We start from the raw sequence: 24050 nt of genomic DNA on the forward strand, positions 1-24050 counted from the left end.
GCTCCCGGCCGGGCAGACGTGCCAGGCGCCTGCCCCGACCAGGACCGGCAAGGCTCGGCCGGGCACACCCGAATCCGGACCGGGCGCGCACGGCCGGGGCACGCACGAACCGGGCAGACGTGACCGGGGCGCACCCGGACCGGACAGGCACGGCCGGGGCGCACCCGGACCCGGCACGCACAGCCGGGCGCACCCCGACCGGACCGACGTGACCGGGGCACACCCGAACCGGACAGGCGTGACCGGGGCGAAACCGGAGCGGTCAGGCGTGGCCGTTGAAGGCGTCGCGCATCCGGGAGAAGAAGCCGCCCTGCTTGCTCAGCTCGGCGACCTCCTCGCCCCGGGTCTTGGCGAAGTCCCGCAGCATCTTCTCCTGGTCGGCGTCGAGCTTGGTGGGGGTCCGCACGTCGAGGTGGACGTAGAGGTCACCCCGGCCGGTGCCGCGCAGGTGCGGTACGCCCCGGGCGCGCAGCCGCAGCGTGCTGCCGGGCTGGGTGCCGGCCTTGACGTCGACGGTCTCCTCGCTGTCCAGCGTCTTGATGGTGAGCCGGGTGCCCAGCGCGGCGGCGGTCATCGGGACGGTGACCCGGCAGTGCAGGTCGTCGCCCTTGCGGGAGTAGACGTCGTGCGGGCGCTCGTGGATCTCGACGTAGAGGTCACCGGCGGTGCCGCCGCCCGGGCCGACCTCGCCCTGCTGGGCCAGCCGGATCCGCATGCCGTCCTCGACCCCGGCCGGGATCTTGACGGTCAGCGAGCGGCGGGTCCGCACCCGGCCGTCGCCGGCGCAGGTGGGGCAGGGGTGCGGGATGGTGGTGCCGTAGCCCTGGCAGACGGTGCACGGCCGGGCCGAGACGACCTGGCCGAGGAAGGTGCGCTGCACCGACTGCACCTCGCCCCGGCCACCGCACGCCTCGCAGGTCGCCAGGTGGGTGCCGGCCGCGGTGCCCGCCCCGGAGCAGGTGGTGCAGAGCACGGCGGTGTCGACGGTGATCGGGGCCTCGACACCGAAGGCGGTCTCGTGCAGGTCCAGTTCCAGCCGCAGGATCGCGTCGGCACCCGGCCGGGTACGCGGGCGCGGACCCCGCGCGCCACCCGCCGCGCCGCCGAAGAAGGCGTCCATGATGTCCTGGAAGCCGACGAACGGTCCCGCCCCGCCGGGGCCACCGGGGCCGCCCGCGCCCCCGCCGCCCGGGGCGAGCGGGTCGCCGCCCAGGTCGACGATCTGCCGCTTCCGGTCGTCCGAGAGGACCTCGTACGCGGCGTTGATGTCCTTGAACTTCTCCTGTGCCTCCGGGTCCGGATTGACGTCCGGGTGGAACTGCCGCGCCAGCTTGCGGTAGGCGCGCTTGATCTCGTCGTCGGAGGCTTCCCGGCTCACCCCGAGAATGCCGTAGTAGTCCCTGGCCACTGCGTTCCGTGTCCTCATGTTCGTCTCGCGTTGCGCCGGTCGGCGGCCGGAGCCGGCCGTCGGCCCTGACTGGTCAGTTCTGGGCCAGCAGCTCGCCCACGTAGCGTGCCACGGCACGCACCGTGGCGATGGTGCCGGGGTAGTCCATCCGGGTCGGGCCGAGCACGCCCAGCCCGCCGACGATGGTGCTGCCCGGGCCGTACCCGGTGCTGACCACCGAGGCGGCGCGGAGGTTGTCCACCTCGTTCTCGTCGCCGATCAGTACCCGGGTGGTGCTCGGTTCCGCCTCGCCGATCAGCTTGAGCAGCACGACCTCCTCTTCGAGCGCCTCCAGGATGGGTCGCAGCGAGCCCTGGAAGTCGAGCAGGCCACCCCGGGTGAGGTTGGCGGTGCCGGCCAGCGCGAGCCGCTCCTCGGTGCGCTCCACCAGGGTTTCCAGCAGCACGGTGGAGAGGGTGGTCATCGCGCCGCGCAGGTGCGGCGCGCTCTCGTCGACCAGTGCCTGCACCAGCGGCGGAGTGTCGGACAACCGACTCCCGACCAGTTTTTCGTTGACCAGCCGGCGCAGGTCGGTGACGTCGTCGGCGGGAACCGGTGCGGGCAGCTCGACCAGCCGCTGCTCGACCCGCCCGGTGTCGGCGATCATGACCAGCATCAGCCGGGTGGTGGAGATCGGCACCAGTTCCAGGTGGCGCACCGACGACCGGGCCAGCGACGGGTACTGCACCACGGCGACCTGCCGGGTGAGCTGCGCCAGCAGGCGTACGGTGCGGTGCACCACGTCGTCCAGGTCGACCGCGCCGACCAGGAAGCGCTCGATGGCCCGGCGCTCGGCCGGGCTGAGCGGCTTGACCCGGGAGAGCCGGTCGACGAAGAGGCGGTAGCCGCGGTCGGTGGGCACCCGGCCCGCGCTGGTGTGCGGCTGCCGGATGTAGCCCTCCTCCTCCAGCACCGCCATGTCGTTGCGGACGGTCGCCGGGGAGACCCCGAGCTGGTGCCGCTCGACCAGCGTCTTGCTGCCGACAGGCTCCTGCGTGGCGACGTAGTCCTCGACGATCGCCCGCAACACGGCCAGCTTGCGGTCGTCGAGACCCATCTCCCACCTCCTGGTGCACGTCGACCGGGGCAGCCGCTGCCCCGGCAACCGCTCTGGCACTCGACTGTAGCGAGTGCCAGTCTACGTCGGCAGTACCGCCGCCGCGATGATCAACGACGGACCGTCGGTCCGGCCGGCTCCGGCGGGCGGCCGGACCGGTCGCTGACCGAACGTCGAGGCCAACGTCACCAGTGTCGCTCTGGTGCGCCCTTGCCGGCAGCCCCTACCGTGACGGCATGACTGAACCACCTCGCCCGCCCGGCGCGGGGGACGGCTTCCCGCCGGACCCGACCGCTGGCCAGGGCTCGCCATACGAGCCGCCCACCGCACCACTGTCCGGTGCCCCGGGGTCGGGCGGCTATCCCCCACCCGGGGGGTATCCCCCACCCCCCGGTGACCAGCCGCCGTCGGGCGGCTACGGCCCGCCGGGTGGCTACCCGCCGGCGGGTGGCGGATATCCGACCGCCGGCACGTACGGCGCACCGACCGGCGGGTACGCCAACAGCGAGGACAAGACCTGGGCGCTGGTCGCGCACTTCGGCGGGGCCGCCGGTGCGCTGATCAGCTTCGGCCCGCTCGGCTTCGTCGCCCCGCTGATCGCCTACCTGGTACGCGGGCAGCAGTCGCCCGCCGTCCGGGCGCAGGCGCTGGCCGCGCTGAACTTCCAGATCCTCTGGTCGATCATCGCGTTCGTGCTGCTCTTCGTGAGCTGGTGCCTGCTCTTCCTGCCCAGCATCGCGGTCGTGGTGATCCAGATCCTGTTCGGGATCATCGCCGGCATGAAGGCGAACGAGGGTCAGGCCTACCGCTACCCGATGTCCGCCAACTTCATCAAGTGAGCCCCGGCCGGCCGCTCCCCCGGCCGGCCGGGTACCGCCTGCGCGCCGGCCCCTGCCGCAGGCCGGTGGTGCGGGTCGACGGGTGGTCGTCTCGACGGGTCGGCCCGGTGTCGCCGCCGGCCGGTCCGGTGGCGCGCTCAGGGCAGCAGGTCACGGACCACCGCGTCGGCCAGCAGCCGGCCACGCAGGGTGAGCACCGCCCGCCCCCGCGGGTAGGCCACCGGGTCCAGCAGCCCGGCGGCGAGCGCCCGGTCGGCACCGGCCCGGCCCGCGTCGTCCAGCGCGGCCAACGGCAGCCCGGACGCGAGCCGCAGCCGCAGCATCACGTCCTCCGTGTGCATCTCGTCCGGGGTGAGCACCTCGCGGGCCAGGCCGGGTGAGTGGCCGGCGGCGAGCCGCTGCGCGTACGTCGTGGGGTGCTTGACGTTCCACCAGCGCACCCCGCCGACGTGGCTGTGCGCCCCGGGGCCGAGGCCCCACCAGTCGGCGCCGGTCCAGTAGAGCAGGTTGTGCCGGCACCGGGCCGCCTCGGTGCGCGCCCAGTTGGACACCTCGTACCAGGAGAAACCGGCGGCGTCGAGGGCGGCCTCCGCGGCCAGGTAGCGGTCCGCCGCCACGTCGTCGGAGGGGTACGGCAGCTCACCGCGCCGCATCCGGGCGGCCAGCCGGGTGCCGTCCTCCACGATCAGGGCGTACGCGCTGACGTGGTCGGCCCCGGCGGCGACCACCTGGTCGAGCGAGGCGGCGAAGTCCTCGGCGCACTCCCCCGGCGTACCGTAGATCAGATCCAGGTTGACGTGGTCGAACCCGGCGTCGCGGGCCTCCCGGGCGGCCTCGACGGCCCGGCCCGGGCGGTGGGTGCGGTCGAGGACCGCCAGCACTCCGGCGGCGGCGGACTGCATGCCCAGCGAGATCCGGGTGTAGCCGGCGGCCCGCAGGGTCTTCAGCGACCCGGGGGTGACCGACTCGGGGTTGGCCTCGGTGGTCACCTCGGCGTCGGCGGCCAGCCCCCAGGTGCGGTCGATGCCGTCGAGCAGCCGGGCCAGGTCGTCGGCGGGCAGCAGGGTCGGGGTGCCACCGCCGACGAAGACCGTGTCGACCCGGGGCGGTGGGGTGTCGCCGAGCACCCGGGCGGCGAGCGCCAGCTCGGCCAGCACCGTGTCGGCGTACGACTCCCGGCTGACGCCCCCGCCCAGCTCGGCGGCGGTGTAGGTGTTGAAGTCGCAGTAGCCGCAGCGGCTGGCGCAGAACGGCACGTGCAGGTAGACGCCGAAACCGCGCTCACCGACGGCCCGCAGCGCGGTGCCGGGCAGCGCGCCGTCGACGGGAACGGTCTCACCATCTGGAAGGACGCCGGGCATGGCCACTAGTGTGCCCGGCATGACCTCTCCCGACCGACTCGTGCGGGTCGCCACGGCCCGTGGGGTGACCACGCTCACCCTGGACAGCCCGCACAACCGCAACGCGCTGTCCACCGCGCTGATGACCGAGCTGCTGGCCGGGATCGCCACGGCGGTCGCCGACGACGCGGTCCGGATGGTCGTGCTGGACCACACCGGCCCGGTCTTCTGCTCCGGGGCCGACCTGAAGGAGACGGCGGCCGCGTACGCCAGCGGGTCGGTGCCGGCCGGGATGCTCGGTGACGTGCTGGTGGCCCTCCGGGAGTGCCCGAAGCCGGTGCTGGCGCGGGTGGCCGGGCCGGCACGGGCCGGCGGGCTGGGCCTGATCGCGGCGGCCGACCTGGCGGTCTGCGCGCGGGAGGCGACGTTCGCCTTCACCGAGGTGCGGATCGGGGTGATCCCGGCGGTGATCTCGGCGACCGTGCTGCCCCGGCTGCACCCCCGGGCCGCCGCCGAGCTGTACCTGACCGGCGACACCTTCGACGGCCGACGGGCCGCCGAGGTGGGCCTGGTGACCGCCGCCGTGCCGGCCGACGAGCTGGACGCGGCGGTGGCCCGGTACTGCGCCTCGCTGGTGCGGGGAGCGCCGGGGGCGCTGGCGGGGACGAAGGAGCTGCTGCGCCGGCCGGCCGCCACCGACCTGCGCGCGGAGGTCGCCGAGCTGTCCGCCCGCTCCACCGGTTACTTCCTGTCGGACGAGGGCCGGGAGGGGGTGGCGGCGTTCCGGGAGAAGCGGGACGCGGCCTGGGTGCCCCGGGATTGACCTGGTTTCTTCCGATTCCGCGCGGGAACGTGAACCGGTCGACCGACCCGGGAGCGCGACTCGGCGACGTACGCTAGGCGAACGCCGAAACAGGAGGTGCGGGTGCGGACGCGGACATTCGTGGCAGCCGGTGTCGTGGTGGCGTTGTTCGCCATCGTCGGAGGCTGGGGAGTCCGACAGCTCGACGGGGAGCTGCGGCTTCCTCTCGCGGGCCGTAGCTGCACCGTCCAGGCCGACGGCACCGTCCGGTTGGACGCCGAGCAGATGGCCAACGCGGCCACCATCGCCGCGATCGGCATGCAGCGGCAGATGCCCGAGCAGGCCGTGGTGGTCGCCCTGGCCACCGCGTACCAGGAGTCGGGGCTGCGTAACCTCGCCCACGGTGACCGGGACTCGCTCGGCCTGTTCCAGCAGCGCCCCAGCCAGGGCTGGGGCACCCCGGACCAGATCCGCGACGAACGGTACGCGGCGAAGCGGTTCTACCAGGCGTTGAAGAAGGTCCGTGGCTGGGAGCGGATGGAGGTCACCGACGCCGCCCAGGCGGTGCAGCGGTCGGCGTACCCGAAGGCGTACCAGAAGTGGGCGGACGAGTCCCAGGTGCTGGCCCGGGCCCTGCTCGGCGAGGCGACCGGCGCGGTGGCCTGCACGGTCGGGCGTACCCCGGTGATGCGCGGGCAGGAGGCGGCGGCCGAGCTGACCCGCGGCCTCACCCTGGACTGGGGGTTGCCCGACGCCGGTGTGGTGGCCGAGCTGACCGACGTGACGGTGCCCGCGACGGACGCCCGCGACGGCTGGCGGTACGCGCACTGGCTGGTCTCGCACGCCCCCGACCACGGGGTGAAGCGGGTCCGCTTCGACGGCCTGGAGTGGAGCGCCGACAACGGCCGGTGGGCGAAGGTGTCCGACGACCGGCCCACCGGCGCCCGGGTGCTGGCCGAGGTCTTCGCCGACCCGGCCTGAAACCGGCGGCGTTCCTGAAGCCGGCGGTTTTCCTGAACCCAGCGGCGGGCCTGAACCCGGTGGCGGGCCTGAGCCCGGTGGCGGGCCGGTGCGGTGGGGTCAGCCGGGGGCCGTCAACCGGCGGCGGACCTTGTCCATCGTCGGCCCGGGCAGCTCGTCGGCGGTGAGCAGCCGGGGCAGCAGCTCCGGCTCCAGGCTCATCGCCCGGAACACCTCGCCGACGGTCACCCCGTGCGCCGGGCGGTCCACCACCTCGACCGGATCCCCGGCGGTGACCACGCCCGCCCGCAGCACCCGCAGGTACGCCCCCGGTCTGGCCCCGACGGTGAACCGCCTGATCAGGTCGGGCACCCCCCAGAAGCCGGCGAAGGTGGTGCACGGGGTACGCGGCTTGGTCACCTGGAGCAGCGTCGACCCGACCGCCCAGCGTTCACCGATCACCGCGTCGGTCACGTCCACCGCCCAGGTGGTCAGGTTCTCCCCGAACCCGCCGGGGCGGACGTCGCGGCCCAGCTCGGCCGCCCACCACCGCGCGTCCTCCTGCGCGTAGGCGTAGACCGCCTGGTCGGGGCCGCCGTGGTGGGCACGCTCGCCGATGAAGTCACCGGCCACGCCGTCGGCGCGCACCGACACCGGGCCGTCGACCGGCCGCTTGTCGATGCCGCTGCGCCCGCTCGCGGCGCCCGCCCACCGCGCCTCGGTCACCACGCCGATATTCACCGCCGCCACCCTGCCCGTCATGATCTCAGCCTACGACCCCCGGCGGTCCGCCGCCGTGCGCCTCAGCCCTCGACGGCGCCAGCCACCAGGCCGGTGGCCACCTCAGCCCTTGACGGCGCCGGCCACCAGGCCGGTCGCCATCAGCCCTTGACGGCGCCGGCCACCAGGCCGGTGACCATCCGCCGCTGGACCAGCAGGAAGAAGACGATCACCGGCAGGGTGAACAGGGTGGAGGCCGCCATCACCGAACCCCAGGCGGTGTCGTCCCGGCCGAAGAAGAACGTCATCGCCACCGGGAGGGTGTACCGGCTCTGGTCGTTGACGAAGGTCAGCGCGAAGATCAGCTCGTTCCAGGCGGTGATGAAGGAAAAGATGCTGGTCGCCACCAGCCCGGGCGCGACCAGCGGGAAGAGGACCTTCCGGAAGATCTGTGACCGGCTCGCCCCGTCGATCGCGGCGGCCTCCTCCAGCTCCTTCGGCACCGCCGCGACGAAACCGCGCAGCATCCACACCGCGAACGGCAGCGAGAAGCCCAGGTAGGTCAGGACCAGGCTGGGCAGGGTGTTGTAGAGGCCGAGCCGCTGGATCATCAGGAACAGCGGGATGACCAGCGCCTCCAGCGGGATCATCTGGACCACCAGCAGCATGATCAGGAAGCTGGTCCGCAGCCGGAACCGGAACCGGGCCACCGCCGTCGCGGCCAGCAGCGCGACCAGGCCGCTGAGCAGGACGGTGCTCACCGCCACCAGCACGCTGTTGCCGAAGAAGTCGGCGAAGGTCACGCCGGGGATCAGGTTGCCGGTGAGGATCTCCCGGTAGTGCTCCAGGGTGGGGTGCGCCGGCACCGGCCGGGGGGTGGCCGAGAAGATCTCCCGGTTCGGCTTCAGCGAGGTGGCGACCATCCAGTAGACCGGGAACGCGGCGAACAGCGCCACCAGCAGGCCGGCGCCGTTGAGGGCGACCTTCTTCACGACCCGTCCTCCTTCTTCACGACCCGTCCTCCTGCCTGAGCACCATCCGGACGTACAGGCCGGTCACCAGCAGCAGGATCAGCGTGAGGACGACCGCAATGGCCGAACCCACGCCGTACCTGGGCGGCGGCGAGAACGCCTCGGCGTACGAGTAGAGGGAGAGCATGAACGTCGGCCGGTCCTGGGTGCCGCCGGCCAGCACGAACTGCTGGGTGAAGACCTTGAAGTCCCAGATCGTGGAGAGCACCACGAGGATGCCGAAGACCGGCCGCAGCAACGGGAAGGTGATCTTCCAGAACACCGTCCACGGCCCGGCCCCGTCGACCCGGGCCGCCTCGTGCAGCTCGTCCGGCACGCTCTTGAGCCCGGCGAGCACGCTCACCGCGATGAACGGGAAGGAGTGCCAGACCACCACCAGGGTGAGGATCGCGAAGAACAGCAGCGGCGCGTTGAACCAGCCGTAGCCGGACCAGTCGGTGCGCCCGAAGATCGCCTGCGACAGCCCGTCGGGCAGGGCGTTGAACGCCCAGGTGACCAGGCCGGAGGTGTCATCGAAGATCCACTTCCAGACGATCGTGCCGGTCAGCGCCGGGGTGGCCCAGGCCAGCATCACGCAACTGGCCACGAAGGTGGCCATCCGGCGGCCGAGCCGGTGCAGCAGCAACCCGACCAGGGTGCCCAGCACCATCGTCAGCAGCACGTTCGCCGCCGCGAAGAGCACCGTGTTGCGCAGCACCGTACGGAAGAACGGGTCACCGAGGATCTGGGCGTAGTTGGCCCACCCCACGAACGGCCACTCCCGGTCGCCGCGCAACTGCCGGACGTTGTCCAGCTTGAAGAACGACATCGCCACCACCTGGCCGAGCGGCCACAGCAGCAGCACCCCGACCACCACCAGGCAGGGCAGCAGGAGCAGGTACGGCAGGCGGTCCACCCGGGGCCGCCGCCGCGCGGGGGTCTCCCGCGCGGCGTCCGTCCGGCTGCGCTCGGTCAGGGTGCTCACTTGGCGTTGAGGATGCTTTCCATCTCGGCGGCGGCGTCGGCGGTGGCCCGCTCGACCGACTTCTGCCCCTTGATCACCGAGCTGTTCATCGCCTGGGTGACCGTCTTCGTCCGACTGACCTCCACCCACTTCGGGGTCAGCGGGGTCACCCGGGTGCGCTGCATCGTGCTGGCGAACGCCGCCATCAGCTTGTCGTCGGCGTAGCCCCCGCCCCGTACCAGGTCGGCATAGACCGGGAAGAATCCCAGGCTGCTGGCGAAGGTCTGGGCGTTCTTCTTGTTCAGCAGCACGGTCAGGTAGTCCCAGGCCAGATCCTGCCGCTTGCTGTCCCGCCAGAGGGCGAGGTCGGAGCCACCGGCGAAGGCCGGGGCCGGCTCGCCGTCCGGGCCGGGGATCGGGAACGTGCCCCAGACCTTCTCGATCTCGGGGTTGTCCTTCTTGATCGCACCGGCCTGCCAGCTACCGGCGAAGGCCATCGCCGCCTTGCCGGTGGCGAACTGGGTCCGCGCGTCGATCTCGTTCCAGCCGGCGGCGGCGGGCGGGGCGACCTTGTGCACGGTCACCAGGTCGGTCCAGAACTTCACCGCCCGCTGCGCCTGCGGGCTGGTGTAACCGGACTTCCAGGTGCCGCCCTGGTCGGTGGCGATCTCGCCGCCGGCACCCCAGAGGAAGGAGTAGAACGGCAGCTCGGAGTTGCCGGGCAGGGCGATGCCGTAGGTGCCGGGCTTCTTGGCCTGCACCGCCTTGGCGACCGAGACCAGCTCGTCCCAGGTCTTCGGCGGCTGCACGCCGGCCTCGGCGAACCAGTCGGTGCGGTAGTAGACGGCGCGCACCCCGGCGTACCAGGGGACGCCGTACTGCTTGCCGTCGAGCTGGGCGTTGCGTACCAGGTCCGGCAGGACGTCCTTGCCCTCGGCCCAGCTGCCGAAGCGGCCGGAGACGTCGGCGAGCGCCTCCTGGGCCGCCCAGCCCTGGGTCTCGGTGTTGCCCAGCTCGGTGACGTCCGGGCCGTCGCCGCCGGCGAGCGCCGCCTGGAACTTCTTCGGCGCTTCCAACCAGGGGACGTACTGGACCACCACGTCGGTGTCGGGGTGCCGCTGCCGGAACTCGGTCTCCACGCCGTCGAGGAACGACGTCTGGGCGGCGCTGCCCTCGCCCATCATCCAGACCGTCAGCTTGCTGTCGTCGGCGGCCTCGTCGTCGCCGGAACCACCGCAACCGGCGAGCACCATCGCGGCCGAGGCCACGACGGCGGTGACCGGAGCCAGCCGTTTCCACCTGTTCACGCCACTTCTCCCTCGCACCGTCCGGCACTAACCTTCTCAGCCGCACCCTAGTAGGAAAATTTCCTTTACGACAGGGGGTGGTGCCCGTCCGGCTACGGACCGTTGCCGGCCGCCGCTGACGCCCGCCGGGAGCGTCCGGCGAGGCGACGGTATCGCAGCCGGGGGTCGCTCAGGCAGCCCTGCCAGAGCCGGTCGGGTCCGAACAGGACCGGACGCGGACGAGCGGATGCCCGCCCCCGAACCGGGGGCGGGCATCCGCTGGGTGGTACGTGGCGGCCGGTCAGCGACCGGCGGGCGGGTCAGCGGTGGCTGACACCCCGACGCCGGCCCACGCCGGCCACCAGGGCCACCGCGATGGCGGCGAGGACGACCTGCACCAGCAGCTCGGCCCAGTCGATCCCGGCGGTGACGGTCGCGATGCCCATCGCCCGCGCCAGCACGGTGCCCAGCAGCGCGGCGCCCACGCCGATCAGCAGGTGCATCCAGATCGGCATGTTCTGCCGACCCGGCACGACCAGGCGGCCCAGCGCGCCGACGATGAGGCCGACGACGAGCGCGGTGATGATGCCCCAGACGGTGAACTCCACGACCGTCCTCCTTCTCTCGATATGTCATTCGGTGAGTTGTTGGTGCTGTGGTGATCGTTAGGTTCCCGAAGCGGAGAATTTCCAAACCGGCTCGGATAACGATCCGGTCGAGATCCTCGACCGCCGCCGGCACCGGGCACGGACGCGAGCGGGCGCCCGACCCCGAGGGGTGCGGGCGCCCGCTGAGCGGATGCGGTACGACTGGTCAGCGGTGGCTGACGCCGCGGCGGCGACCCACGCCGGCCACCAGGGCCACGGCGATGGCGGCGAGGACGACCTGCACCAGCAGCTCGGTCCAGTCGATGCCGGCGGTCTCCGTGGCGATGCCCATCGCCCGGGCCAGCACGGTGCCCAGCAGGGCGGCGCCCACGCCGATCAGCATGTGCAGCCAGATCGGCATGTTCTGGCGGCCCGGCACGACCAGACGGCCCAGAGCGCCGACGATGAGACCAACAACGAGCGCGGTGATGATGCCCCAGACGGTGAACTCCACGGTCGCCCTCCTCCTGAAGATTGAGTCACACGGTATGTGTGGTTCCTGTCGTGACAGCTAGGTTCCCGACCCGCCGGAAAACCAAACCGACTCAGCACCACCCATGTCGCCGCACATCGATCCGACACCGCTGCGTCGGTTCGCCGCACGTTGATGTCCGCGCAGCTCAGAAGGCGCACACCGGCCCGCGCGCAGCGCCACGGCGGGCAGCGAAATTCATCCGTACGACGCCGGGCACGTGTGTGCCGACGGCCGGCTGCTACTTCTTGCCGGCCGGCTTGGCGTCGCCGGAGTCCGAGGAGAGCGCGGCGATGAAGGCCTCCTGGGGCACCTCCACCCGGCCCACCATCTTCATCCGCTTCTTGCCCTCCTTCTGCTTCTCCAGCAGCTTGCGCTTACGGCTGATGTCACCGCCGTAGCACTTGGCGAGCACGTCCTTGCGGATGGCGCGGATGGTCTCCCGGGCGATCACCCGGCTGCCGATCGCCGCCTGGATCGGCACCTCGAACTGCTGGCGCGGGATCAGGTTGCGCAGCTTCGCCGCGATCGACGTGCCGTAGGTGTACGCCTTGTCCTTGTGCACGATCGCGCTGAACGCGTCCACCGGCTCGCCGTGCAGCAGGATGTCCACCTTGACCAGGTCGGACGCCTGCTCGCCGGAGGGCTCGTAGTCCAGCGAGGCGTAGCCCTTGGTACGGCTCTTGAGCTGGTCGAAGAAGTCGTAGATGATCTCGGCGAGCGGGAGGGTGTAGCGCAGCTCCACCCGGTCGGCCGAGAGGTAGTCCATCCCGAGCAGGCTGCCCCGCCGGCCCTGGCACAGCTCCATCACCGCGCCGACGTAGTCGTTCGGGGTGAGCACGGTGGCCCGCACGATCGGTTCGTACACCTCGGCGATCTTGCCGGTGGGGTACTCGCTCGGGTTGGTCACCACGATCTCCTGGCCGTCGTCGGTGATGGCCCGGTAGACCACGTTCGGCGCGGTGGAGATCAGGTCGAGGTTGTACTCCCGCTCCAGCCGCTCCCGGATGATCTCCAGGTGCAGCAGGCCGAGGAAGCCGCAGCGGAAGCCGAAGCCGAGCGCCCCGGAGGTCTCCGGCTCGTAGTCGAGCGCGGCGTCGTTGAGCTTGAGCTTGTCCAGCGCCTCGCGCAGGTTGGGGTAGTCCGAACCGTCGATCGGGTAGAGGCCGGAGTAGACCATCGGCCTCGGATCCTTGTAACCGCCGAGCGCCTCGGTCGCCGGCCGGGCGTTGATGGTGACGGTGTCACCGACCCGGGACTGGCGGACGTCCTTCACGCCGGTGATCAGGTAGCCCACCTCGCCGACACCGAGCGCGTCGGCCTTGACCATCTCGGGGGAGATGACCCCGATCTCCAGCAGCTCGTGCACGGCGGCGGTGGACATCATCTTGATCCGGTCCCGGGCGCCGATCCGGCCGTCGATGACCCGGACGTAGGTGACCACGCCCCGGTAGACGTCGTACACCGAGTCGAAGATCATCGCGCGGGCCGGGGCGTCGGCGTCACCGACCGGCGGGACGAACTGCCGGACGATCTCGTCGAGCAGGTACGGCACCCCGTCACCGGTCTTGCCGGAGACCCTGATGCAGTCGGCCGGATCGCCGCCGATCAGGTGGGCCAGCTCCTCGGCGTACTTCTCCGGCTGGGCCGCCGGCAGGTCGATCTTGTTGAGCACCGGGATGATCCGGAGGTCGTTCTCCAGCGCGAGGTAGAGGTTGGCCAGCGTCTGCGCCTCGATGCCCTGGGCGGCGTCGACCAGCAGCAACGCCCCCTCGCAGGCGGCCAGCGACCGGGAGACCTCGTAGGTGAAGTCGACGTGGCCGGGGGTGTCGATCATGTTGAGGACGGCCTGCTCACCGGCCCGCTCGCCCTCCCGGATCGTCCACGGCATCCGGACGGCCTGACTCTTGATGGTGATGCCGCGCTCGCGCTCGATGTCCATCCGGTCGAGGTACTGCGCACGCATCTGTCGCGGGTCGACCACACCGGTGAGCTGCAACATCCGGTCAGCCAGGGTCGACTTGCCGTGGTCGATGTGAGCGATGATGCAGAAGTTCCGGATGCGCGCCGGGTCGGTGGCACCAGGAGCGTTCGCGCCGGGATCGAGCGTCGGTGGCACAGCGGTCCGTTCTGGTCGGCTGACGTGGACGGGCCGGCACACCGCCGGCCCCCTCTATGCTCCCACGTCGCTCCGGAACCGGTCCGGTCACTCCTCGGGTGGCTCGACGTGCCGGGTGGCTCACCCCTCGGGTGGCTCACTCCTCGGGTGGCTCACTCCTCGGGTGGCTCGACGAAGAGGGCGGCGAGCTTCGGCAACCGGCGGCGGGCCTCCTCCTCGTCGTCGAAGTCCCAGAAGTCGTTCAGGTCGGGCACCGGCACCCGGTCCCGTTCCGCCGGCAGGTCGGTCGCGGTGGCCTTCCGGTACGCGTCCCACGGCGCCGCCAGCATGTCCTCACACTCGAACTCCTCGCCGCTGAGCGCGGCCGACCGGATCCGGGGCAGCTCCGCCAACGAGTCCGGGGCCGCCACCGCGGCGGCGAAGACCGCCCGCCCCTGGGTCATCAACCAGCCCCGGAAATACTCGAACCCGTCGTCGGAGGCACCCCCGTTGATCAGGTAGGCCGCTCCCCACAGGTCGACGCGGTACGACGCCGCCAGCACCCGCTGCTGGTGGTGCGCGTATCCGACGATGTCCTCCGGGGCGCGCTCGGCGAGCAGGGCGACCGCACGGGCGGCGACCGCGTCCGCCTCTCCCCCGGCCCCGCTGCGGGCCTGGTCGATCAACTGCCAGAAGTCTTCGGTCCTCATGGCCCCGCAGTCTCCCAGAACCCCGCCCCGACCGGTCCCGTCCCACCCCGGGCCGTACCCACCCCATCCGGGTCGCGCCGGCCCTGCCCGTGCCGGGTCGCGCCGGCCCTGCCCGCGCCGGGTCGCAGCGGGCACGATGGTGGGGTGTCCGCCACCCTGCCGCCGTACCACCGGACCGCCGTGCGACCCGACTGGCGTGACCTGCCCGACGACCTCCGGGAGGCGGTTACCGCCCGACTCGGCGCGACGGTGGTCACCGCGCGGACCGCCACCGCGGGCTTCACCGGCGGCTTCGCCGCCGTGCTGGAGACGGCCACCGGTGAGCGGATCTTCGTCAAGGCCGCCGATCTGGCCCGGCAGCGCCACCTGGCCGACTGGTACGCCCGGGAGCTGGCCGTCCTGGACCGGTTGCCGGCCGGGTTGCCGGTCCCCCGGCCGCACTGGGCGCTCGCCGCGGCCGGCTGGTACGCGGTCGGCCTGGACGCCCTGGACGGGCGGACGCCCCGACTGCCCTGGGAACCGGCCGAGCTGACCGCCGTGCTCGACGGGTACGCCGAGGTCGCCGCCGCGCTGGCCGCCCCGCCGCCCGCGCTGACCGGGCTCGGCCTGCCCCGGCTGGCCGACCTGGCCCGCACCGACATCCTCTGGTGGGGCGAGGTGGCCGCCGGGCGCGAGCCGGTGCCCCCGCTCCCCCCGCCGGCCCGCCACCGGCTGCCCGAACTCGTCGCGCTGGAATCCCGGCTCCCCCGGTACGCGGCGGCCGCGTCCGGCCTGGTCCACGGCGACCTGCGGGTGGACAACGTGCTGCTGGACCCGGCCGGGCGGGCCTGGTTCTGCGACTGGAACTGGCTCTGCCACGGCCCGGCCTGGTTCGACCTGGCCGGCCTCCTGATCACCGGGTACGCCGCCGGGGTGGACCTGGACGCGGTCTTCGCCACCCACCCGGCAGCGGCCGGCGCCCCGCCCGACGCCCTGGACGTGACGCTGGCCGCGCTCGCCGGCTACTACCTCACCGCCGCCGGCCCGCCCCCGTTGGCTGGCACGTCACCGGCCGCCGGCCCGCTCCCGGCCGCCGGCCCGCTCCCGGCCGCCGGCACGTCACCGGGCGGGCAGGCCGCCGCCCCGGATCCGGCAGGGGCGTCCCCGCTGCTGTGGGCGCACCGGCGGTTCAGCGGGGAGCAGGCGCTCGGCTGGCTCGCCGCCCGCCAGGGCTGGCGCTGACCCACAGGGGGCGGCCCCGGCGCTCACCGCCCGGGCCTCGGTGGCGCTGGCCCGACGGCCTGGCGCTGGCCCGACAGACCCTGGCGCTGACCCACCGGCCGCCGGTGGGGGCGTTTTCACTTCCGCTCGGCGACCTGGTAGCCTGGGTTTTCGCGTGGCGATGACGCATGCTCGTCGCGCGCGGAAGTTGCAGACCAAACCGAGCTATCAAGACGAGGCTGTCGCGTGGCGAACATCAAGTCCCAGATCAAGCGCAACCGGCAGAACGAGAAGCGCCGGCTGCGTAACAAGTCGGTCAAGTCGTCGCTGAAGACCGCCATCCGGAAGTTCCACGAGGCTGCGGAGGCCGGTGACGCCGAGAAGGCCACCGCCCTGATGCGTGACGCCGCCCGCAAGCTCGACAAGGCCGCCAGCAAGGGCGTCATCCACGCCAACCAGGCGGCCAACCGGAAGTCGGCCATCTCGAAGCGCGTCGGCTCGCTCTCGGCCTGACCGAGCGACCCAGACCTGATCGTGAGCCCCGGAGCGCTGCTCCGGGGCTCACGGCCGTCCCCTCGGCCGGCGACCACACCACCAACGCCGGCCGCCACACCGTCACCGGCATCATGACGGCGGTCGGTGACCATCGTCACCACCATCATCCCGCCGGCATTACCACCACGGTCGGTGACCATCGCCCTAGCCGGCGATCGATCACCACGACGGCCGGTGACCGCGCCGGGCACCCTCAGCGGTGCTGCCGGGAAGTGCGCGGGGGGCGGGGTCGGCCGGCTCCCACGGCGCACGCGCGGTGGTGAGCAGCACGCCGGAGCGGGTGGTCGGCACCCGGGCGCGGCCGATCACCGGCTCGACCTGCCGCCGGAACCGGTCCCGCTCCTGCTCCGGCACCAACGCCGCCGAGTGGATCACCCGCTCGGCGACGACGTCGTTGAGTTTCACCATGACGGCCACCGCCAGCGGCAGCACCGGGACGGCCCACCAGTTCACCAGCTCGGCCAGGGCGAGCAGCACCGCCAGCGCCACCGCGCCCTCGAAGAAGACGAAGCAGAGCACCCCACCAGGGTTGACGAAACGCAGCCCGAGCAGCCGGGCGTAGAGCGGTCGGTAGCGCTGGTCGTCCGTCGGCACGGTCGACCACCCCCGCCGGCCGTGCCCGGTCACCGGACGGGCCAGGTCCGTCGGCGGGCGGGCGGGGCGGGTCACCGGGCGCTGCCCCGCCGGGCGGCAGCGACCGAGAAGACCGCCTTCTCCAGGGCGTACCCCCGGTCGTCGGCACCGCCCTTGACCGCCGCGTTGCACTCCGCCGCCGCCCGCATCGCCTCGACCAGCCCTTCCGGCGTCCAGCCCCGGGACCGCTGCTGGGCGTTCTTGACCTTCCAGGGGGGCATGCCGAGGCTGCTGGCCAGCTGGTAGGGGTCACCCCGGCCGGCGGCGGCGACCCGGGCCACCGTCCGGACCCCGTCGGCGAGGGCATCGGCGATCGGCACCGGATCGACCCCGACGTGCAACGCCCAGCGCAGCGCCTCCAGCGCGGCCGGAACGTCGCCGATCATCGTGGCGTCGGCCACGGTGAAACCGCTCACCTCGACCCGGCCCCGGTAGTACCGGGCCACCGTCTCGGCACCGATCCGCCCGTCGGTGTCGGCGATCAGCTGTGAGCAGGCGGCAGCCAGTTCGCGCAGGTCGGCACCGACGGCGGCGATCAGCGCGTCGGCCGCGTCGTCGGTGCACCTCCCCCCGCCCCGGCGGATCTCCTCGCGGACGAACGCCACCCGCTCGCGGTGCCCCTTCACCTTCGCCGCCGGGACGACCGTCGCACCGGCGGCGCGCAGCCCGTCCGCGAACGCCTTGCCCTTGCCCGCGCCCAGGTGCAGTGCCACCAGCTGGACGTCCGGGTCGGGGTTCCTGGCGTACCCGAGCAACGCGGCGACCAGGTCCTTGCGGGCGTCCTGGGCGGAGCGGAGCACCAGCACCCGCCGCCCACCGAACAACGACGGGCTGAGCATCTCGGCGATCTCACCGACTGTCAGCGCCCCGGCCTGGTACTCCCGGACGTCGACGTCCGGGTCGACGCTGCGGGCTTTCGCCACGGCTTCGGTCACCGCGCGCGTGGCGAGCAGCTCCTCGTCGCCGAGGACGAGCAGAATAGGAGCGAAGTCGACGCCGGTCACGTCGCCCATCTTGGCACGGCCGGCGACGGATCGTGCCTGCTCGACGACGGCGGCGACGGCCCACCCCACACTCAGCGCAAATATGGACATTTGCCTCTATTGTTGGGCTAGTGCCGCGATCCGCCGCAGGTCACTGCGGGCGGCTGGTCACCGGTGGCCCGGTGGCAGTCCCCGGCCGACCACCGCCAGTCGACCGCCGGCCCGGCGCACCACCGCCACGTCGCCGTCGGTGTCGGTACGCAGCACCCGGGTACCCGACCGGGTGAGCCGGTCGAGGATCACCGCGCTGGGGTGTCCGTAGTCGTTGTCCGCCCCCACCGGCACCAGCGCCACCGCCGGCCGGACCGCGTCGAGGAAGGCCGGATCCTGGTAGGCGCTGCCGTGGTGGGCGACCTTGAGCACCTCGGCCCGCAGCGCCTCCGGCGGGACCTGTTCCAGCAGCGCCCGCTGCTCCTCCGTCTCCGCGTCCCCGGACAGCACGATCCGGACACCGGCCACCGTGGCCCGTAGCACCAGCGAGTTGTTGTTCGGGTCGGACCTGGTGCCCCGCAGGAGGTAGGGCGGACCAAGGACGACGAGGTCCACCCCTCCCGACCGGTACGACCAGCCGGCCGCCGGGACCACCCGCCGGGCCGTCCCGGCGGCGGCCGTCACCATCTCCCGACCCGCCACCGGCTCGACCATGGCCGGGGCGAGCACCATGGCCACCCGCCGCCCCCTGGCCACCCCGGCCACTCCACCGACGTGGTCGGCGTGGAAGTGGCTCACCACCAGCAACGACACCTCGCGCACCCCGAGCCGGCGCAGGCAGCCGTCCACGGCCGACGGCTCCGGGCCGGCGTCCACCACCACCGCCCGGTCGGCGGCCACCGGTAGCACCAGGGCATCGCCCTGACCGACCGCGCACGCCACCACCACCCAGCCGTCCGGCGGCCAGCCGCCGACGACCAGCCGGACCGGAAGGACACCCAGCACCACCGCCACCGCCCCGACCGCCACCAGCCGACGGACCGGCGGACGGCGGACGGCCAGCAGCAGCCCCAGGGTCACCCCGGCCAGCAGCAACGCGCCCGGCACCCCACCCGGCCAGGGCAGGGTGCCCGCCGGCAGCCGGGCGCCGACCCGGGCCACGGTGACCAGCCACCACACCGGCCAGCTCGCCAGCCAGGCGGCGAACTCCGCCCCGGACGGCCACACCGGCGAGACGACCGCCGCCGCCACCCCGAGCACGGTGGCCGGGGCGATGGCCGGCACCACCAGCAGATTGGCCGGCACCGCCACCAGGCTCACCGTGCCCGAGATGCCCGCCACCACCGGCCCGCAGGCGAGCTGCGCCGCCGCCGGAACGGCGACCGCCTCGGCCAACCCGGCCGGTACGCCCCGACGGCGCAGCCCGTCCCGCCAGCCGGGGGCGAGCAGCAGCAGTCCGCCGGTGGCCAGGACGGACAGCGCGAAACCGGCGTCCCCGGCGAGCTCCGGATCGAGCAGCAGGAGTACGGCCACCGCCGCGGCCAACGCCGGTAGCGTCGCCCGGGGACGCCCGACGGCCAACGCGGCCAGCCCGATCGCTCCCATGGTGGCCGCCCGGACCACGCTGGGCGAGGGGCGGACCAGGACGACGAAGCCGATCAGGGCGAGCCCGCAGAGCACCGCCGCGAGCCGGGGACCAGCCCGGACCCACCGGGCCAGCAGCAGCACCGCACCGACCACGATCGCCACGTTCGCACCGGACACCGCGTTGAGGTGGGTCATCCCGGTGGCCCGGAAATCCTCCTCCACGGTGGCCGGCAGGCGACTGGTGTCGCCGACGACCAGGCCGGGCAGCAGACCGCCCTGCTCGGGTGGGAGCGGCGCGCAGGCCCGGTGCAGACCGGCCCGGAGGGTGCCGGCGGCGCGTTGGAGCCAGGGCGGCGACCCGCGCCGGACCGGTGGACCGGTCACGGTCAGCACCGCAGCGGTGAGATCACCACCGCGGGACGACGCCAACCGGCCCTGCGCGGTCAGCCGCTGGCCGGGCAGCAGGCCCCGCCACACCGGATCGGTGGCGAGCACCAGCAGGCGTACGGGCACCCGCAGGCGGTGGCCATCGGGGCCGGTGAGCGCGGTCGACTCGGCGGTGACGAGCAGGGTCGCCGGTCGACCGGGTGCCCCGCGCACCGGCCGGGGATCGTCACGGAGCACCAGGTCGGCGGTGACCCGGGCGCGGTCGTCAACCAGGGCGCGCACCGGGGCGGCGTCGCGGACGTGCAGGCGGGCCGCGGTGGCGGTGCCGCCGCAGACCACCCCGAGCAGCACGGCGACGGCGATCCAGCCGTACCGGCGGACCGGGGCGGCCGGGGTGCCCACGACCGCGAGCAGGTGCGCGGCGAACAGAGCGGCCAGGACGGCGGCGCCGAAAGCGAGCAGGACCGCCGTCGGGGCGGTGCGGTGCAGGCAGCTCAGCGCGGTCAGCCAGACCGCCACCGCCAGCCCGGCCAGCCGCAGGTCGAAAGCCCGGTCGGCGGCGGCCGCGCCGCCCGGCACCGGGTCGGGACGGCCGGTCACACCGTCACCAGGTCCTTGAGCTGTTCGTACCGGGCGTCGCCGATCCCGTCGACCTGGCGCAGGTCGCCCACGCTGCGAAAACCGCCCTGCCGGTCGCGGTGGGTGAGGATGCGTTGGGCGAGCACCGGGCCGACCCCGGGCAACGTGTCGAGCTGCGCCAACGTGGCGGAGTTGAGGTTGACCTTGCCGCCCGGCACTCCCCCGCCCGGCGCTGCCGCCGGGGCGGAGCCCTCCCCGGCCGCGCCTGGTGGCGCGGTGACGCCGACCAGGATCAGCTCCCCGTCGGCGACCTTGCGCGCCGGGTTGAGCAGTGCCACGTCCACGCCGGGCAGGGCACCGCCGGCCGCCTCGACGACGTCGGCGACCCGCGCCCCCGCTGGCACCCGGACCAGCCCGGGGCGGCGGACCTTGCCGGCCACCGCCACCACCACCTCACCGGTGGGGTGCCCGGCCGGACCGGGGACGGAACCGCCGGAGGCCTCCGGCCCGGTCACGGTGGGCGTCGGGCGGACCGGTTCGGCCTGCGGTCGGGACCGCCAGGCCCAGAATCCCGCACCGAGCACCACGACCACCGCCACGGCAGCCAATGCCCGGACGCCGCGCCGGCCGGGGTCGAAGACCCCGGGGCCGGGCAGCCCGCCGGACAGCCCGCCCGCCGGCACCGGATCGGCATCTGCGGTCAGAACGGGCGGGCGGATCGCCAACCCGCCCACGTCGTCGCCCAGCCCGCCCGGCCCGAGGGGCCGACCCGGGGACCAGCCAGGATCGGGGGGCGGCCCCGGGGACCGGCCAGGGCCGGGTGGTTGACCCGGTGGCCCCGCCGTCCGCAGCGCCGACACCCCGTCGGTCAGCCGGTACAGCCGTCGCCGCACCATGGTCTCGTCATCCTCGGACACGGCGCGAGGCTAGGCCGGAGCACGGCACCCGGTCAGCCCAGCGGCGGCCGGCTGTGGACGACGGCGTCGGCTGTGGACGACCGCCTGATCATGGCGGAATCTGCTATGACGGACCCAGTGGGGACGGTCCGATCGGGTCGAACGACCGACGCCCGCCCGCGCTCAGGTCGGCCGGCGGTGGACCACGACGCTGGCCAGGCCCGGTCCGGCGTGGGCGGCGACCACCGCGCCGGCCTCGGAGACGTACGTGTCGTGCAGGCGGTCACCGAGCCGGGCGCTGAGCGCCTCGACGAGGTGTTCCGCGCGGTGCGGGGCGGCGAGGTGGTGCACCCCGAGATCCACGTCTGCCTCGGCGGCGGCCTCGACCGCCAGGTCGATCAGGCGGGCCATCCCCCGGCTGGCGGTACGCACCTTGTCGCGTACCACGATCGTGCCGTCCGGCATATGCATGATCGGCTTGACCGACAGTGCGGTGCCGAGCAGCGCCTCCGCCGCGTTGATCCGGCCGCCCCGACGCAGGAACTCCAGCGTGTCGACGTAGAAGTAGATGGTGGTCCGTTCGACGGCGGCCAATGCCGCGGCGCGTACCCCGGCCAGGTCGACGCCGGTCTCCGCGGCGGTGGCGGCGGCGAGCGCCGGGAACCCGAGCCCCATTCCGGTGGCCCGGCTGTCGACCACCGCGACCCGGTCACCGACCTCGGCGGCGGCCAGCCGGGCCGACTCCACCGTGCCGGACAGCTCGGCCGACAGGTGCACCGACACCACCCCGTCCGCCCCGTCGGCCAGCAGCCGCCGGTACGTCGCGACGAACTGCGCGGGTGACGGCCGGGACGTGCTCACCGAGACCCGCCGCCCGCCGAGTGCCCGGGTGGCGTCGGCGGGGAAGGTCTCCACCCCTTCCAGCCCTTCCGCGCCGTTGAGCACGACGGTCAGCGGCACCACGGTCAGCCGATGCGCCCGCACCGGCTCGGGGGGCAGATAGGCGGTGGAGTCGGTGACGACCGCGACGGGCATGCCCGGCACGCTAGCCGATGCCGGGCAGGCCCGTCGCGGTCGGACGGGTCAGACCGGTTCGGGCTGCGCCGGCCGGCTGATCGGGCCGACGTTGTGGGCGCGCAGGTGCCAGCCCCGGACGTCGTTGCGCCGTAGTTCGGTCCAGTGGCAGTTGGCCAGCGAGCCGACGCTGCGCAGCACGGAGTGGTCCCAGTCGAGCAGCCGGCCGACGCCCTGCCGGGCCGCGCCGCCGTGGGTGGCGACCACGACCGTGCCGCCGTCGGCCAGCTCGGCGGCCGCCAGCAGCGCCTCGCCGACGCGCTTGCCGAGGTCGTCGAGGGGTTCGATGCCCGCTCCCGGATCCGGGTCACCGGCCCGCCAGCGGGCGTACTCGGCGGGGAACTGCTCGGCGGCGTCGGTCAGGGCGAGGCCCTGCCACTGCCCGAAGTGCCGTTCCCGCAGCCGGGCGTCGGGGCGTACCGGATGGCCGGTGAGCTGGGCGAGCGCGGCGGCGGTGTCGGCCGCCCGGAGCAGGTCGGAGGCGACCACGACGTCCGGGCGCAGCGCCGCGAGCAGCGGCGCGGCGGTGCGGGCCTGCTCCCGGCCGAGGTCGTTGAGGGGTACGTCGGTCTGCCCCTGGACCCGGCCGGTGGCGTTCCAGTCGGTGTTGCCGTGCCGCCAGACGATCAGGCGGGTCATTCGGCGGCGGAACCGGCGGCCTCGGCGTCGACCAGGTCGCGGTCGACGAACGGGAGCTGGGGGCAGTCCTTCCAGAGCCGGTCGAGGGCGTAGAACTCGCGCTCCTCGGTGTGCTGGACGTGGACCACCATGTCGACGTAGTCGAGCAGCACCCAGCGGCCACCCCGCTCGCCCTCGCGGCGGAGCGGCTTGGCCTTCTCGGGCAGCTCCAGCAGACGCTCCTCGATGGCGTCGACGATGGCCATCACCTGGCGCTCGTTCGGGGCCGAGGCGACCAGGAACACGTCGGTGATGGCGAGCTGCTCGCCCACGTCGATGAGGACGATGTCCTGCGCCTTCTTGTCGGCCGCGGCCTGGGCGGCGGCCATCGCCAGCTCGTGAGCGCGTTCGGAAACTGTCACCGTTCTCCTTCGATCCACAGTGCGACCCGTCAAGCGTCTCACACCCGGCGCGGAGACGACTTGCCAGTTCTGGCCGCTTACTGGGGCGAAGTGGGAGTTACCGGGCGTGATCCCCGCTGGTAGAGCCGCCGTTTCGCGATGTACTGCACCACACCGTCGGGCACCAGATACCAGACCGGTTCCCCCCGGCCCACCCGGTCCCGGCAGTCGGTCGAGGAGATCGCCATCGCGGGCACCTGCACCAGGCTGACCGTGTCGGCGGGCAGGTGCTCGTCGGTCAGCGCGAAGCCGGGCCGGGTCACCCCGATGAAGTGGGCCAGCGCGAAGATCTCGTCCAGGTCCTTCCAGGAGAGGATCCGCTCCAGCGCGTCGGCCCCGGTGATGAAGTGCAGCTGCGCCGTCGGGCCGTACTCGTGGTGCAGGTCACGCAGGGTGTCGACGGTGTAGGTGGGGCCGCCGCGGTCGATGTCGACCCGGCTGACCTGGAACCGGGGGTTGGAGGCGGTGGCGATCACCGTCATCAGGTAGCGGTCCTCGGCCGGGCTGACCGGGGTGTCCGCCTTCTGCCACGGCTGACCGGTCGGCACGAAGACCACCTCGTCCAGGCCGAACCGGTCCGCCACCTCGCTGGCCGCCACGAGGTGGCCGTGATGGATCGGGTCGAAGGTGCCGCCCATGATGCCGATCCGCCTGATCTCTTCCGCCACTCGATGATCGTAGGCCGCCTCCCGCCACGCCCGGGCCGGGGCGGCCGTACCGCCGCCGCGGACACC

At 73.4% G+C, this 24050-nt stretch carries 24 protein-coding genes; 5 read left to right on the forward strand and 19 right to left on the reverse strand.

All coding sequences use genetic code 11. The features are described 5' to 3' along the window. Nucleotides 1-262: 262 nt before the first annotated feature. Together dnaJ and hrcA are read right to left on the reverse strand one after the other, a co-directional pair. Nucleotides 263-1408, reverse strand: a complete 1146-nt coding sequence (gene dnaJ / locus O7625_RS00375; protein ID WP_282274015.1) for a molecular chaperone DnaJ — start codon at nucleotides 1406-1408, stop codon at nucleotides 263-265. 73 nt (nucleotides 1409-1481) lie between these two features. Continuing rightward, a complete protein-coding gene (hrcA, locus tag O7625_RS00380) occupies nucleotides 1482-2504 on the reverse strand; it encodes a heat-inducible transcriptional repressor HrcA (protein WP_067311251.1) in 1023 nt (340 codons plus the stop codon). 236 nt (nucleotides 2505-2740) lie between these two features. Between hrcA and O7625_RS00385 the strand changes: the two genes are divergently transcribed. Then, the gene (locus tag O7625_RS00385; RefSeq protein ID WP_067311264.1) at nucleotides 2741-3343 is read left to right on the forward strand and encodes a DUF4870 domain-containing protein; all 603 of its coding nucleotides are present in this window, start codon (nucleotides 2741-2743) and stop codon (nucleotides 3341-3343) included. Nucleotides 3344-3480: 137 nt separating this feature from the next. Here O7625_RS00385 and hemW read toward each other — a convergent pair whose 3' ends face one another. Continuing rightward, a complete protein-coding gene (hemW, locus tag O7625_RS00390) occupies nucleotides 3481-4704 on the reverse strand; it encodes a radical SAM family heme chaperone HemW (RefSeq protein WP_282346748.1) in 1224 nt (407 codons plus the stop codon). Nucleotides 4705-4723: 19 nt separating this feature from the next. Here hemW and O7625_RS00395 point away from each other — a divergent pair, with 19 nt between their 5' ends. Together O7625_RS00395 and O7625_RS00400 are read left to right on the forward strand one after the other, a co-directional pair. Beyond that, a complete protein-coding gene (locus O7625_RS00395) occupies nucleotides 4724-5506 on the forward strand; it encodes an enoyl-CoA hydratase-related protein (protein ID WP_282343475.1) in 783 nt (260 codons plus the stop codon). Nucleotides 5507-5602: 96 nt separating this feature from the next. Further along, nucleotides 5603-6466, forward strand: coding sequence for a hypothetical protein (locus O7625_RS00400; protein WP_282343477.1), 864 nt, complete (start codon nucleotides 5603-5605; stop codon nucleotides 6464-6466). A gap of 99 nt (nucleotides 6467-6565) precedes the next feature. Here the strand turns inward: O7625_RS00400 and O7625_RS00405 are convergent, their stop codons facing one another. The 8 genes from O7625_RS00405 to O7625_RS00440 form a co-directional block, all read right to left on the reverse strand. After that, nucleotides 6566-7207, reverse strand: a complete 642-nt coding sequence (locus tag O7625_RS00405) for an MOSC domain-containing protein (RefSeq protein WP_282343479.1) — start codon at nucleotides 7205-7207, stop codon at nucleotides 6566-6568. Nucleotides 7208-7326: 119 nt separating this feature from the next. Beyond that, on the reverse strand, nucleotides 7327-8157 hold the full coding sequence (locus tag O7625_RS00410) for a carbohydrate ABC transporter permease (RefSeq protein ID WP_067311237.1): 831 nt from the start codon (nucleotides 8155-8157) through the stop codon (nucleotides 7327-7329). A 16-nt stretch (nucleotides 8158-8173) separates the two neighbouring features. Further along, complete coding sequence (locus O7625_RS00415) at nucleotides 8174-9160, reverse strand: sugar ABC transporter permease (RefSeq protein WP_282343481.1); 987 nt, start codon at nucleotides 9158-9160, stop codon at nucleotides 8174-8176. Then, nucleotides 9157-10446: a sugar ABC transporter substrate-binding protein gene (locus tag O7625_RS00420; RefSeq protein WP_282343483.1), complete on the reverse strand. Its 1290-nt coding sequence runs from the start codon at nucleotides 10444-10446 to the stop codon at nucleotides 9157-9159. The genes O7625_RS00415 and O7625_RS00420 overlap by 4 nt, the downstream gene beginning before the upstream one ends. Before the next feature lie 299 nt (nucleotides 10447-10745). Further along, a complete protein-coding gene (locus O7625_RS00425; RefSeq protein ID WP_067311227.1) occupies nucleotides 10746-11033 on the reverse strand; it encodes a transglycosylase in 288 nt (95 codons plus the stop codon). Between the two features lie 205 nt (nucleotides 11034-11238). Then, a complete protein-coding gene (locus O7625_RS00430) occupies nucleotides 11239-11526 on the reverse strand; it encodes a GlsB/YeaQ/YmgE family stress response membrane protein (RefSeq protein ID WP_067311224.1) in 288 nt (95 codons plus the stop codon). A 259-nt stretch (nucleotides 11527-11785) separates the two neighbouring features. After that, complete coding sequence (gene lepA / locus O7625_RS00435) at nucleotides 11786-13663, reverse strand: translation elongation factor 4 (protein WP_282343485.1); 1878 nt, start codon at nucleotides 13661-13663, stop codon at nucleotides 11786-11788. 152 nt (nucleotides 13664-13815) lie between these two features. Continuing rightward, on the reverse strand, nucleotides 13816-14352 hold the full coding sequence (locus O7625_RS00440) for a DUF4240 domain-containing protein (RefSeq protein ID WP_282343487.1): 537 nt from the start codon (nucleotides 14350-14352) through the stop codon (nucleotides 13816-13818). 144 nt (nucleotides 14353-14496) lie between these two features. Between O7625_RS00440 and O7625_RS00445 the strand changes: the two genes are divergently transcribed. Next, nucleotides 14497-15573, forward strand: coding sequence for a phosphotransferase (locus O7625_RS00445; protein WP_282343488.1), 1077 nt, complete (start codon nucleotides 14497-14499; stop codon nucleotides 15571-15573). A gap of 225 nt (nucleotides 15574-15798) precedes the next feature. Then, nucleotides 15799-16065 (forward strand): 30S ribosomal protein S20, encoded by a 267-nt coding sequence (gene rpsT / locus O7625_RS00450; protein WP_067311213.1) that lies wholly within the window; start codon nucleotides 15799-15801, stop codon nucleotides 16063-16065. A gap of 201 nt (nucleotides 16066-16266) precedes the next feature. Here the strand turns inward: rpsT and O7625_RS00455 are convergent, their stop codons facing one another. From O7625_RS00455 to nadD, 8 genes are all read right to left on the reverse strand, one after another. Then, nucleotides 16267-16701 (reverse strand): hypothetical protein, encoded by a 435-nt coding sequence (locus O7625_RS00455; RefSeq protein WP_282343490.1) that lies wholly within the window; start codon nucleotides 16699-16701, stop codon nucleotides 16267-16269. A gap of 71 nt (nucleotides 16702-16772) precedes the next feature. Further along, nucleotides 16773-17753: a DNA polymerase III subunit delta gene (gene holA / locus O7625_RS00460; protein ID WP_282346749.1), complete on the reverse strand. Its 981-nt coding sequence runs from the start codon at nucleotides 17751-17753 to the stop codon at nucleotides 16773-16775. 138 nt (nucleotides 17754-17891) lie between these two features. Then, nucleotides 17892-20288 (reverse strand): ComEC/Rec2 family competence protein, encoded by a 2397-nt coding sequence (locus tag O7625_RS00465; RefSeq protein WP_282343491.1) that lies wholly within the window; start codon nucleotides 20286-20288, stop codon nucleotides 17892-17894. After that, nucleotides 20285-21184 (reverse strand): ComEA family DNA-binding protein, encoded by a 900-nt coding sequence (locus tag O7625_RS00470; RefSeq protein WP_282343493.1) that lies wholly within the window; start codon nucleotides 21182-21184, stop codon nucleotides 20285-20287. The genes O7625_RS00465 and O7625_RS00470 overlap by 4 nt, the downstream gene beginning before the upstream one ends. Before the next feature lie 162 nt (nucleotides 21185-21346). Then, nucleotides 21347-22198 carry a DegV family protein gene (locus O7625_RS00475; RefSeq protein WP_282343495.1) on the reverse strand — a complete coding sequence of 284 codons (852 nt, stop codon included), beginning with the start codon at nucleotides 22196-22198 and terminating at the stop codon, nucleotides 21347-21349. A gap of 48 nt (nucleotides 22199-22246) precedes the next feature. Then, complete coding sequence (locus O7625_RS00480) at nucleotides 22247-22876, reverse strand: histidine phosphatase family protein (protein ID WP_282343497.1); 630 nt, start codon at nucleotides 22874-22876, stop codon at nucleotides 22247-22249. Beyond that, the gene (rsfS, locus tag O7625_RS00485) at nucleotides 22873-23277 is read right to left on the reverse strand and encodes a ribosome silencing factor (protein ID WP_067312500.1); all 405 of its coding nucleotides are present in this window, start codon (nucleotides 23275-23277) and stop codon (nucleotides 22873-22875) included. Before rsfS ends, O7625_RS00480 begins: the two co-directional genes overlap by 4 nt. Before the next feature lie 77 nt (nucleotides 23278-23354). After that, nucleotides 23355-23984, reverse strand: coding sequence for a nicotinate-nucleotide adenylyltransferase (gene nadD, locus O7625_RS00490; protein WP_282343501.1), 630 nt, complete (start codon nucleotides 23982-23984; stop codon nucleotides 23355-23357). Between the last annotated feature and the right edge of the window lie 66 nt (nucleotides 23985-24050).

The sequence above is a fragment of the Micromonospora sp. WMMD714 genome (genome assembly GCF_029581315.1).
In the GTDB taxonomy this organism is placed as follows: Bacteria; Actinomycetota; Actinomycetes; order Mycobacteriales; family Micromonosporaceae; genus Micromonospora; species Micromonospora rifamycinica.